This window comes from Duganella lactea, assembly GCF_009857505.1.
Lineage (GTDB): Bacteria > Pseudomonadota > Gammaproteobacteria > Burkholderiales > Burkholderiaceae_D > Rugamonas > Rugamonas lactea.
The window spans coordinates 78,379-90,812 of record NZ_WWCP01000008.1; the positions used below are offsets into that span (position 1 = coordinate 78,379).

The window sequence follows — 12,434 nt, forward strand, 5'->3', positions numbered from 1 at the left end:
ATTAGCGTATTGATGCAAAAAACAGAAGAGGAGACCGTGACAGGCGAAGGCCCGTTGGCCGCGCGCTGGCATCGGCTTCGTGCCGCCTATCGGTTCTGCAACCAGGCCACCCACCATATGCTGGGCTTCACGCTGAAGCTGGCGCTGCTGGTGTATTTCGCCTTCACCATCCTGTTCCTGACGCTGCGCTATGTGGTGCTGCCGAATATCGACCATTACCGCGACGATATTGAGCGCGCCGCCAGCGGCGCGCTCGGCAACCAGGTCACCATTTCCCGCGTCTACGCCTCGTGGCACGGCTTCCGTCCGCATCTGTTCCTCGGCGACGTGGTGCTGCACGACCAGCAGGGCCGGCCGGCGCTGAGCTTGCCGAGCGTGTCGGCCACGCTGTCGTGGTGGACCGTGATGACCGGCACGGTGCGCTTCCAGGCGCTGGAGCTGAACCGTCCCGACCTGAACATTCTGCGCGACCGCGACGGCAAGCTGTACGTGGCCGGTATCTTCATCGATCCGGACCAGCCGAGTGACGGCAAGGGTCTGGACTGGCTGCTGAGCCAGCGCCTGATTGTGATCCACGAGGGCCGCGTGCAATGGACCGACCAGGCGCGCGCCGCGCCGCCGCTGACGCTCGACAATGTGACGCTGGCGCTGCAAAACAACTGGCTGCACCACGCCTTCTCGCTGCGCGCGACGCCGCCGGCCGCGCTGGCCGCGCCGCTCGACGTGCGCGCCGACTTCACCCATCCGGCGTTCGGCGCGCGCATTTCCAATGTGTCGATGTGGAAGGGCGAGCTGTACGCCGACCTGCGCCAGGCCGATCTGCTGGCGTGGAAAACCTGGATCGACTACCCGTTTGAACTGCGCAAGGGCGGCGGTTCGTTGCGCGCCTGGATTGGCGTCGACCAGTCGCGCCTGACCAGCGTCACCGCCGATGTCGGCCTGAACGATATCACCGCCGTGCTGGGCCAGGAATTGCCGCTGCTGGACTTGCAGCAGCTGAGCGGGCGCATCGACCTCCGCGAAGACATCCGTCCACCGCTGGCGCATAACGGCGCGGGCGCGGCCACGCCGCGTTTCGGCGCGCTGGGCCACACGCTGGCGCTGCGCGACCTGACCTTGACCACCCGCGACGGCCTGGTGATGGCGCCGACCTCGCTGTCGGAAACCTATGTGGCGGCGGCCGGCGCCCGGCCGGAGAAGGTCGAGGTGCGCGCGCGCCAGCTGGACCTGCAAACGCTGGCCGGCCTGGCCGAGCGCCTGCCCTTGTCCGCGCAGCAGCACAAGCTGGTGGCCGGTTTCGCGCCGCGCGGTCTGCTGCAGAATTTCTCCGCCGAATGGCAGGGCACGTTCCCGGCCTTGCAGACCTACCGCGTCAAGGGCGACCTGGTGGGACTGGGCCTGAAGCCGCAGCCGCCGCGCCTGCCGCAGCCGAAGACCGGCAAGACGCCGGCCATCGCCGGCCTGCCGGCCATTCCCGGCTTCGACAACCTCAGCGGCTCGATCGACGCCACCGAGCACGGTGGCAGCTTCAACCTCGACTCGCGGCAACTGGTGTTGCAGATGCCGGATTATTTCGCCGAGGCGTCGATGCCGTTCGACCATCTGAACCTGAAGGCGCGCTGGTCGTTCGAGGCCAACAACCATCTGCTGTTCCAGATCGACAGCATGGATTTCGCGCAGGAAGGCTTGCAGGGCGCGTTGCAGGGTTCGCATCTGCTGTCGCTGGACGGTAAGGGACCCGGCAAGGTCGACCTGACCGGCACGCTGACCGGCTTCCAGATCAACCGTATCGGCCGCTACCTGCCGATGCAGACGCCGCACGACCTCAGCCAATGGCTGAGCGGCGCGCTGGAGGGCGGCGAGGCGACCGAGGTGAGCATCCGCCTGCGCGGCGATCTGGCGCATTTCCCCTTCCACGGCGAGCACAAGGCGCACGGCGAGTTCCGCGTCGCCGGCAAGCTCAACGATGCGAAGCTGAACTACGAGCCGGGCTATTACCTGCACGACGGCAAGGAGCTGGGCAAGGACGGCAAGCCGCTGCCGCTGTGGCCGCAGGCCGAGCACATCAAGGGCAGCTTTGTGTTCGAGCGCGCGCGCATGGAAATCCGCGGCGACACCGCCACCACCGGCGGCGTCGCGCTGAGCAATGTGAAGGCGGTGATTCCCGACCTCAGCATCCACGATTCGATGCTGGAAATCGACGGCAACGCGGCCGGGCCGATGCAGGAGTTCCTCAAGTATGTGACGATCAGCCCGGTGCTGGACTGGATCTCGCACTTCACCGATGAAACGCAGGCGAGCGGCAACGCCAAGCTGGCGCTGAGCCTGCGCATTCCGCTGGCGCACGCCATCGACACCAAGGTCAACGGCACGCTGGCGCTGGCCGGCAACGACATCACGCTGATGAACGATCTGCCGGTGGTGCAGTCGGCGCAGGGCAAGATTGAATTCAACGAACGCGGCGTCAATTTGAACCAGCTGTCGGGCAACTTCCTCGGCGGGCCGGTGTCGATCACCGGCGGCACGCAGAAGGACAATGCCATCGTCGTGCGGCTGGGGGGGACGGTCACCGCCGACGGCTTCCGCCAGACCTACGCCATGCCGGCCATGCAGCGCCTGGCCGACCACTTCTCCGGCGCCACGCGCTACAGCGGCACGGTGACGGTGCGCGACCACCAGGTGCAGATCGCGGTCGATTCCAGCCTGAACGGCCTGGCGCTCGACCTGCCGGCGCCGCTGCAGAAAACCGCCGCCGACAGCATGCCGGTGCGCTTCCTGCTGAGCTCGGGCCTGACGCCGGACGCGGCCGGCCTGCTGCACGACGACATCCGCATCAGCCTGGGCACTAGCGTGGCGGCGCGCTATCAGCGCCAGAAGCAGGGCCGGCAGCACTGGCAACTGGTGCGCGGCGGCATCGGCGTCAACACGCCGGCGCCGGAGCCGGATAGCGGCATGGCCTTCAACCTCAGCATGCACGAGTTGAACGTCGATCACTGGCTGGACTTTGGCGGCGCCATCGCCGGCAGCGGCGGTGATAGCGGCGCCGCCGCGCCGGCCGCCGACGCCACCGACTTCACCCATTACGTCCTGCCGGATACCATCGCCGCCCGCTCCAGCGAGCTGATCATCGGCGGCCGCAAGCTGGAAAACGTGGTGGTCGGCGCCACCCATCAGAAGGGCAACTGGCAGGCCAGCATCGATTCGACCCAGGCCAACGGCTACCTGACCTGGGCCGAGCCGTCCACCGGCGCCGGCCTGGGCAAGGTGACGGCGCGGCTGTCGTCGCTGGTGATCCCGGAATCGGCCTCCGGTGACGTGCAGGAACTGCTGGACGGCAAGAGCGCCGCCGCCACCATTCCGGCGCTGGACGTGGTGGTCGAGCGCTTCGAACTGTTCAACAAGCCGCTGGGCCGGCTGGAGCTGCAGGCCCACAACGCGCAACTGCCGAACGCGCGCGAATGGCGCATCAGCAAGCTGTCGCTGTCGAACGCCGATGGCGAACTGAACGGCACCGGCCAGTGGGTCACCAAGGGCGGCGCGCATGACACCAGCCTCAACTTCAACCTGGCGATCAACGACGCCGGCAAGCTGCTGGAGCGCTTCGGCTTTGTCGACACGCTGAAGAACGGCAAGGGCTCGCTGAAGGGCGATATCGCCTGGAAGGGCCTGCCGTATTCGCTCGACCTGCCGAGCCTGTCCGGGCAGATCGCGCTGAATGTCGAAAAAGGCCAGTTCCTCAAGCAGGACCCGGGCGCGGCCAAGCTGCTGGGCGTGCTGAGCCTGCAAGCGCTGCCGCGCCTGCTCAAGCTGGATTTCCACGACGTCTTCTCGGAAGGACTGGCGTTTGACGGCATCACCGCCAACGCCACCATCGAGCGCGGTATCGTCCGCACCGACAACTTGAAAATGCACGGCGTCGCCGCCACTGTGCTGATGGAAGGCAGCGCCGATATCGCCAACGAAACCACCAACCTGCGCGTGGTGGTGATTCCCGAGGTTAATCTGGGCACGGCGCCGCTGGTGTATGCGCTGGCGGTCAATCCGGTCATCGGCCTCGGCAGTTTCCTGGCGCAGCTGTTCCTCAGTGCGCCGGTGATGAAGGCACTGACTTATCATATGCAGGTGTCCGGCCCGTGGAAGGCGCCGGTCGTGACCAAGCTCGATCCGACGAAACCAGAATCCACCAAGGGAGCGCCATGAACCATACCGTTGCCGCCATTCAAATGATCTCTTCGCCCTCGGTGGCGGACAACATCGCCACCGCGCGCCGCCTGGTGACACAGGCCGCGCACGACGGCGCCAAGCTGGTGCTGCTGCCGGAATACTGGGCCATCATGGGCCTGACCGACAGCGACAAGGTGGCCGTGGCCGAGCCGCTGGGGCAGGGACCGATCCAGGACTTCATGGCCGGCCTGGCGCGCACGCTGAAGATCTGGCTGATCGGCGGCACCTTGCCGCTGGCCTCCGATGACGCCGATAAAGTCATCAACACCACGCTGGTGTACACCCCGGACGGCGAGCACGCCAGCCGCTACGACAAAATCCACCTGTTTGGTTTCACCAAGGGCGCTGAGTCGTACAACGAATCGAAGACCATTGTGCCGGGCAAGCAGGTCGGCGTGTTCGAGGCGCCATTCGGCAAGGTCGGCATGTCGGTGTGCTACGACCTGCGTTTCCCGGAACTGTTCCGCGCGATGGGGCCGGTGTCGCTGATCGTGGTGCCGGCCGCCTTCACCTACACCACCGGCATGGCGCATTGGGAAATCCTGCTGCGCGCGCGCGCCATCGAAAACCAGTGCTATGTGCTGGCGGCGGCGCAAGGCGGCATCCATCCGAACGGCCGCCGCACCTGGGGCCACAGCATGCTGATCGATCCATGGGGCACGGTGAAGTCGGTGCTGGCCGAGGGGGAGGGCGTGGTGCACGGCGACATCGATCTGACCTATATGGAAGGCGTGCGCGACAGCTTGCCGGCCCTGAAACACCGGACCATGTGATATCCACTACAATGCCGGTAATCCCTAACAGAAAGCATCACCATGAAGCCATTTGAACCGAATCTGTCCACGTTGGCCGTGGCGCGCGATATCCTGCTGACACCGTTCGGGCTGGACGAGGCCAAGCTGCTCAAGACGCTGGGCACGATGTTCACCCACAAAGTCGACTATGCCGACTTGTATTTCCAATTCACCAAAAACGAGGGCTGGAGCCTGGAAGAGGGCATCGTCAAGACCGGCAGTTTCTCGATCGACCAGGGCGTCGGCGTGCGTGCCGTGTCGGGCGACAAGACCGCGTTTTCGTACTCGGACGAAATCTCCGAGGCGGCGCTGCTGGACGCGGCCGCCGCCACCCGCACCATCGCCCGCGCCGGCAGCGGCAAGGTCAAGGTGGCCGGCGCGATGAACCACGTCGGCGGCCGCGCGCTGTATCTGCCGCACGACCCGCTGGTGTCGCTGGACGCGACCGCCAAGGTGCAACTGCTGGAGCGCATCGAAAAGATGGCGCGCGCCAAGGACCCGCGCGTGGTGCAGGTGATGGCCAGCCTGGCCGGTGAATATGACGTGGTGCTGGTGGTGCGCAGCGATGGCGTGCTGGCGGCCGACATCCGGCCGCTGGTGCGTGTGTCGCTGACCGTCATCGTCGAGCAGAATGGCCGCCGCGAAGTCGGCTCGTCGGGCGGCGGTGGCCGCTACGATTACGGCTACTTCAGCGACGCGCTGCTGGAGCAGTACGCGGATGAGGCCGTGAAGTCGGCGGTCGTCAATCTGGACGCGCGGCCGGCGCCGGCCGGTCCGATGACCGTGGTGCTGGGGCCTGGCTGGCCGGGCATTCTGCTGCACGAGGCGATCGGCCACGGCCTGGAGGGCGACTTCAACCGCAAGGGCTCGTCGACCTTCGCCGGCCGCATTGGCGACCGCGTGGCGGCCAAGGGCGTCACCGTGGTCGATGACGGCACGCTGGCGGACCGTCGCGGCTCGCTCAACATCGACGACGAGGGCAATCCGACCCAGTGCACCACGCTGATCGAGGACGGCATCCTCAAAGGCTACATCCAGGACACCATGAACGCGCGCCTGATGAAGATGCCGGTGACCGGCAACGCCCGCCGCGAATCGTTCGCGCACCTGCCGATGCCGCGCATGACCAACACCTATATGCTGGGTGGCGACAAGGACCCGGGCGAGATTCTGGCGTCGGTGAAGAACGGCCTTTACGCGGTCAACTTCGGCGGCGGCCAGGTCGACATCACCAACGGCAAGTTCGTGTTCTCGGCCAGCGAGGCCTACATGATCGAGAATGGCAAGCTCAGCTATCCGGTCAAAGGCGCGACGCTGATCGGCAATGGTCCGGAAGTGCTGAACCGCGTCTCCATGATCGGCAACGACATGAAGCTGGACCCGGGCGTGGGCGTGTGCGGCAAGGACGGCCAGAGCGTGCCGGTCGGCGTCGGCCAGCCGACGCTGCGCATCGACGGTGTCACCGTCGGCGGCACCGCCTGATAAGCGCACTCCCGCTTGCGCGGGAGTGACGCTGAAGGTGCTTAGAACTTGTACGTGGCCTTCACGTAGAAGGTACGGCCCAGCGGATCGGTGAAGCGGGGATCGTAGCCGCTCTGGAACGTGGTGCCCTGGTTGGTGTACGGCGGCGCCGTATCCAGCAGGTTCTTGATGCCCACGGTCAGATCGGTGTTGCGGATGCCGCTGTAGCTGGTCGACAGCGAATACGTCGAGTACGCCTTCACCCGGTGTTCGTACTGCGCCGCCACATTGTTCTGATCCTCGTAACCGCTCAGGTACTTGTTGGCGAACGTCGCGCTCCACGGACCTCGCTTCCAGCTGATGCTGGCGTTGTGCTTCCAGCGGAACACCGGCGCATTGTCGCCGTAGACGCCGACATTCTCCACAAACTCGCCGCCGGTTTCGTTCTGGTACTGGTAGCTGTGCACCCAGGTGCCGTCGAACTGGAACACGAAATCGCCGGCTGCGGTGCGCGGCAGCTTCCAGCGCAGGCTGGTGTCGATGCCCGAGGTCTTCACCTCTCCCAGATTGTCCAACACGGCGTTGACGTATTGCAGCGTCTTGCCGTCGGCCGAGTAGACGAAGTAGTCCTTGTACTTCTCATAGTTGTCGAAGATGGTCGACTCGGCCACGGTGCCGATCGAATCCTTGATCTTGATGTTGAAGTAGTCGAACGACACGCTGACCGCGTTCAACGGCTCGAACACCACGCCCAGCGCGAAGGTCTTGGATTTCTCCGGCTTCAGGTTGGCGTTGCCGCCGCTGCGGATGGTTTGCTGCTGGTTGCAGGCGACGTTCGGATTGGCACCGGCCGCCACCGTGCCGCCAGGGCACAGCACCGGATCATTATAGGCGTTGCTGGTGAAGGTCGACGTGGCCGGGCCATGCAGGTCGTACAGCGTCGGCGCGCGGAAGCCGGTGTTGTACGAGGTGCGGAACAGCACCTGCTTGCTGGCTTCCCAGCGCAGGCCGACCTTCGGATTGAAGCTGCCGCCGACGTCGTTGTAGTGGTCATAGCGGGCCGCGATCGACAGTTCCAGCGGCTTGGCCAGCGGCACGCTCAGTTCCGAATACAGGGCCGCGATATTGCGCTGGCCGGCCTGGTCCTGGGCGTCGGCGTAGCCGGAGCTGGACGCCTGCGACGCCAGCTCGCGGTTGACGCTGTAGGTGGCCTTGTCGTGACGAAACTCGCTGCCCACCGCGAAGCCGACGGCGCCGGCCGGCAGCTGGAACAGCTCGCGGCTGACTTTGCCGTCGATGCCGACGCTGGTCATTTTTGCCGCCAGGTATTCGCCGCGCAACTGGGCGGCGTCGATGTAGGCCGCGCCTGCCGCCGATTGTTCGCCGAACGGATTGAGGATGCCGTTCAGCACGCCCGCCTTCATCAGCGAGTCGTTGGTGTAGCCGCCGGCAAAGGCGCTGCTGGCCTGGTTGACCGCGTAAGTCAGGCCGACGTTGTAATCCCAGCCGGCCACCAGGCCTTCCGAGGCCACGACTAGGCGGTCGGAGATCGAGGTGTCATAGCCCTCGCGCTTGCCGGCGGCGACGGTGCGCCAGTTCAGCGTCAGGTCTTCACCGTTGAGACCGGCCACGGCCGGCACCCCGGCGCTGCCGCCCGGATAGTAGGGGCTGGCCGAGGTCATGGTGATGCCGGTCAGCGGCGACGGCGCGATGGCGCTGCTGTTGGTCGAGCGGCTGTGCAGGTATTCGATGGTGGCGATGTCGTCCTGGTTCAGCTTGAACGTGGCCTTGCCGAGGAAGGATTCCTGTTTGGTTTTCGGGATCGCCTGGATGTAGGTGCTGGTGTCGGTGCGGCAGGTGCCGGTGCTGCTCTGGATCAGGCCTTTGCCGACACAGCCGCCGCTGTAGTACGGATTGCCGGTGACGCCGTTGGCCGAATAGAAGTTGGCCGGCTGCGAGGTGCCGCTGCTGCCGTTGACGCCGCGGTCCGGGCGCACGCTGGTGCTGGAGAAATCGCGGGCGGCGGCGTCCAGCGCGGTCTGCTGGTGCAGGTCGATCACGCCGAAGACGTTCCAGCCGTCCTTGTCCAGGTCGCCATAGCCGCCCGACAGGTTGAGCCGCGATTCGGCGCCGGCGCCGCTGGCCTGCGGCTGGAAGCGTTCGGCGCTGACGGTGACGCCGGTGACCGAACGCTTGGTGATGAAGTTGATCACGCCGCCGATGGCGTCGGTGCCGTAAATGGCCGAGGCGCCGTCGCGCAGCACTTCCACCCGCTCCAGCGCCGACAGCGGGATGATGTTCAGGTCGACCGAGGAGCCGTTGAACGGGTGGTTGGCCAGACGGCGGCCGTTCAGCAGTACCAGCGTCTTGTTGCTGCCCAGGCCGCGCAGATCGGCGGTGGCGATGCCACCGGTGCCGGAGCCGACCGACTGGCTGCTGCCGGTCACGCTCTGGTTCATCGACAGCGTGTTCATCACTTCAGCGGCGGTGGTCAGGCCCTGCTTTTCAAAGTCGGCCGCCTTGATGCTGGTGATCGGCAGCGCCGTCTCGCTGGCCAGACGCTTGATGCTGGACCCGGTCACTTCCACCCGCTGGATCGGGGCGTCGTCGGTTTGCGCGCTGGCGGCGTGCATGCCGACGGCAAGGCCGCCGGCGAACAGCGCGCGCAAGCTGCGCGACATGGCTCTTTCAATCATCATTGTTTTAACTCCTGCATGGTATGGGAATGGGTGTTTGCCTTGTGGGCAACAGCGATCAGACCATTCGCGGGGACCATCAAACAATGACGCATGATTAAGTGTGCAACAATGCGACAGCATGCAAACCATCACAGCTGTTAAGACGGTTTTCTGTCCGCGGCCGCCGCGCGGCCGGGGCGGTGCGGCCCGCCGCGGGGTCGCGCCGCTTACATCCGGATACAGGCGCTAAGAAGTTAACGCCAGGCCGCGGAGTGTAAATTTTTGTTCAAAACTTGTAGGTCACGCGCGCGTACCAGGTGCGGCCCAGCGGATCGGTGTAGCGCGGGTCGTAACCCTGCTGGAAGGTGGTGCTCTGGTTGGTGTACGGCGGGTCCTCGTCCAGCAGATTACGCACCCCCAGTGTCAGGTCCAATCCGTGCCCGCCGCTGTAGTTGCCCGACAGTGACCAGGTCGAGTACGCCTTGACCTGGTTGAAGAACTGCGGCTCGACGGCGTTCTGGTCGGTATAGCCGGACATATAGCGGTTGCTCAGCGTCGCGCCCCACGGGCCGAGATTCCAATTCAGGCTGGCGTTGTGGCGCCAGCGGAACACCGGCGAGGCGTCGGCGTAGCGGCCGAGGTTCTCGGTGAAGGCGCCGCCGCGCTCGTTCTGGTAGTCGTAGTTGCGCACCCAGGTGCCGTCGATCTGCAACGCCAGCGTGCCGTAGCGGCCGCGCGGCGCGCGCCACAGCACGCTGGCGTCGACGCCGCTGGTCTTGACCTCGCCCAGGTTGTTGGTGATCAGCGAGACGTAATCGAGGCGCGTGCCGGCGGCGTTGTAGCTGAACAGGTTCTGGTAGCGGGCGTAGTCGTTGAACACGGTCTGCTCGGCCAGCGCGCTGATCTGGTCGCGCAGGCCGATGTTCCAGTAGTCCAGCGACAGCGTCAGCGCCCGTGTCGGCTCGAACACCACGCCGGCGCTGTAGGTCTTGGAGCGTTCCGCCCGCACGTCCGGATTGCCGCCCTGGCGAATGTTCTGCTGCTGGTCGCACGACAGGTTGGGATTGGCGCCCGGCGCCGGCACGCCGCCGGGACACAGCAGCGGATCGTTCCATGGATCGGACGAGTTGGTCACCGTCCGCGGGCCGTGGATATCGAACAGCGTCGGCGCGCGGAAGCCGCGGTTCCACGAGGCGCGCAGCAGCACCGGCGCCACCGGCTGATAGCGGGCGCTGAGCTTCGGCGTGAAGCTGTGGCCGACGTCGCTGTAGTGGTCGTAGCGGGCGGCGGCGTTCAGTTCCAGATCCTTGATCACCGGCGCGTTCAGTTCGGCGAACACGGCGTAGATGCGGCGCTCGCCGGTCTGGTCCTGGGCGTCGGCAAAGCCCGAGCTGGACGCTTGCGACGCCAGCGCGCGGTTGATCTTGTAGACCGCCTTTTCCTTGCGTGCCTCGCCGCCCAGCGCGAAGCCCAGCGGGCCGCCCGGCAACTGGTGGAGCTCGCGGCTGGCGCGCGCGTCGAATGCGGTGGCGCGCGTGCGCGCGTTCAGGTATTCGCCCAGCAGCAGCGAGCTGTTCAGGTAAGCCAGCCCTTCGGCGCTCTGCTCGCCGAAGGGATTGAGCAGGCCGCTGCCGACGCCGTCGACGATGCGCTGATCGATCACATAGCCGCCGGCGAAGGCGCTGGCGGCCTTGCTGACGGAGTGACTCAGGCCGCTGCTGTAGTCCCAGCCGTACAGCACGCCCTCGGCGCTGAGCACCAGCCGGTCGGCGGTGCTGGTCGAATAGTCGACGCGGCGCCCGGTCACCAGCGGCCGCCAGCTGATGTCGAGGTCTTCGCCGCTGAGGCCGGCCACCGCCGGCACGCCGGCGCTGCCGCCCGGATAGTAGGGGCTGGTGCTGTGCAGCAGCATGCCGATGCCGGCCAGCGGCGGCGGCGCCACGCGCGCCTCGTTGGTGCTGCGCGCGTGCAGCGCCTCGGCGGCCAGCGTGTGGTCCTGGCCGAGGCGATAGGTGAAGCGGCCCAGATACGATTCCTGTTTGGTGCGCGGGATGTCGTCGACCTCGCGCGTGAAATCGTAGCGGCAGGTCGCCGAGCCGCCGACATTGGGCACCGAGGCCGGCGGCAGGCAGCCGCTGGCAAAGCTGGGATTGCCGCTGATGCCGTGGTCGGAAAAGAAGTTGGCGGGGAAGGGCGTGCCGCTGGTCTGGCTGACGCCGCGGCTGGGGATCACGCCGGTGGCCGAGAACGGCCGCGCGGTGGCCGCCAAGGGCAGTTGCCGGTGCAGGTCGAGCACGCCGAAAACGTTGAAGCGTTCGGTGGCCAGGTCGCCAAAGCCGCCGCTCAGATTGAGCCGCCGCTCGGCGCCGCCGCCGGCCGTCTGCGGCTGGTAGGCCTCGACCGTGACGGCGCCGCCCTGGACCTGGCGCCGTGTGATGAAGTTGACCACGCCGCCGATGGCGTCGCTGCCGTACACCGCCGAGGCGCCGTCGCGCAGCACCTCGACCCGGTCCAGCGCCGACAGCGGAATCACGTTCAGGTCGACGCTGTCGCCGATGATCGGGTGGGCCGAAATGCGGCGGCCGTTGAGCAGCACCAGCGTGCGCTGGCCGCCCAGCCCGCACAGGTCGGCCTGCGACTGGCCGCCGGTGCCGGCGCCGACCGACTGCGCGCTCGACACCGAGGTCTGGTTCATCGGAATGCTGTTGAGCACCTGCTGGGCGGTGGTCAGGCCCTGGCGCGCGAAATCCTCCGCGCGGATCGAGGTCAGCGGCAGCGCGGTCGCGGCCGCCAGGCGGCGGATCGAGCTGCCGGTGATTTCCACCCGTTGCAGCGGTTCCTGGTCCGGCGCCGGCGCTTGGGCCTGAGCCTGGGCAAAAGCGTCGGCGGCGTGCGCCGCCAGCAACGCGGCGGCCATGGGCATGAGGAGGCGTTTTGTCATCGTGTTTCTCCCTTGAAATGGGCGCGGTGCGGTTGCATGCGCGGCAACCCAGTCTTGCGGCGTTCAAGTGCGGCACGCCTGATCTGCATCAGAGGTGCGCGACAAAGTGCTTGCCAAATGGCGCAAAGTGTTGTTATAGTCTTCCGACACTTACGGACTTATATGACCCACTTCTTCTTTACCGGCTGGTTTTACTTTAGCTTCCCAACCCCTCAGGCGGTGGAGTAGCGGCCGGTGCACACGTAGAAGCAAACCGAGTCCCACGAATTCCCGAAAAACCGCCTCCTGCCGAGGCGGTTTTTTTTTACCCTTGATTTCAATCAAAACCCACTGGAG

The 12,434-nt window shown here is 66.2% G+C and carries 5 protein-coding genes; 3 read left to right on the top strand and 2 right to left on the bottom strand.

Annotated elements, in window-relative coordinates; genetic code table 11:
• Positions 1-12 precede the first annotated feature (12 nt).
• The 3 genes from GTP44_RS09485 to tldD are packed head-to-tail and all read left to right on the top strand — an operon-like array spanning position 13 to position 6,500.
• The gene (locus GTP44_RS09485) at positions 13-4,200 is read left to right on the top strand and encodes a YhdP family protein (RefSeq protein WP_161019244.1); all 4,188 of its coding nucleotides are present in this window, start codon (positions 13-15) and stop codon (positions 4,198-4,200) included.
• Positions 4,197-4,997, top strand: coding sequence for a carbon-nitrogen hydrolase family protein (locus GTP44_RS09490; RefSeq protein ID WP_160990975.1), 801 nt, complete (start codon positions 4,197-4,199; stop codon positions 4,995-4,997). Before GTP44_RS09485 ends, GTP44_RS09490 begins: the two co-directional genes overlap by 4 nt.
• Before the next feature lie 42 nt (positions 4,998-5,039).
• Positions 5,040-6,500, top strand: a complete 1,461-nt coding sequence (gene tldD / locus GTP44_RS09495; protein ID WP_161019245.1) for a metalloprotease TldD — start codon at positions 5,040-5,042, stop codon at positions 6,498-6,500.
• A 41-nt stretch (positions 6,501-6,541) separates the two neighbouring features.
• Here the strand turns inward: tldD and GTP44_RS09500 are convergent, their stop codons facing one another.
• Both GTP44_RS09500 and GTP44_RS09505 read right to left on the bottom strand, forming a co-directional pair.
• Positions 6,542-9,178, bottom strand: coding sequence for a TonB-dependent receptor (locus tag GTP44_RS09500; RefSeq protein WP_229256856.1), 2,637 nt, complete (start codon positions 9,176-9,178; stop codon positions 6,542-6,544).
• Positions 9,179-9,443: 265 nt separating this feature from the next.
• Positions 9,444-12,098, bottom strand: a complete 2,655-nt coding sequence (locus GTP44_RS09505; RefSeq protein WP_229256857.1) for a TonB-dependent receptor — start codon at positions 12,096-12,098, stop codon at positions 9,444-9,446.
• Between the last annotated feature and the right edge of the window lie 336 nt (positions 12,099-12,434).

Bases quoted from the DNA above. Each gene is read 5' to 3' on its own strand.
- GTP44_RS09500 (WP_229256856.1), bottom strand. From the start codon at position 9,178: ATGATGATTGAAAGAGCCATGTCGCGCAGCTTGCGCGCGCTGTTCGCC.
- tldD (WP_161019245.1), top strand. From the start codon at position 5,040: ATGAAGCCATTTGAACCGAATCTGTCCACGTTGGCCGTGGCGCGCGAT.
- GTP44_RS09490 (WP_160990975.1), top strand. From the start codon at position 4,197: ATGAACCATACCGTTGCCGCCATTCAAATGATCTCTTCGCCCTCGGTG.
- GTP44_RS09485 (WP_161019244.1), top strand. From the start codon at position 13: ATGCAAAAAACAGAAGAGGAGACCGTGACAGGCGAAGGCCCGTTGGCC.
- GTP44_RS09505 (WP_229256857.1), bottom strand. From the start codon at position 12,098: ATGACAAAACGCCTCCTCATGCCCATGGCCGCCGCGTTGCTGGCGGCG.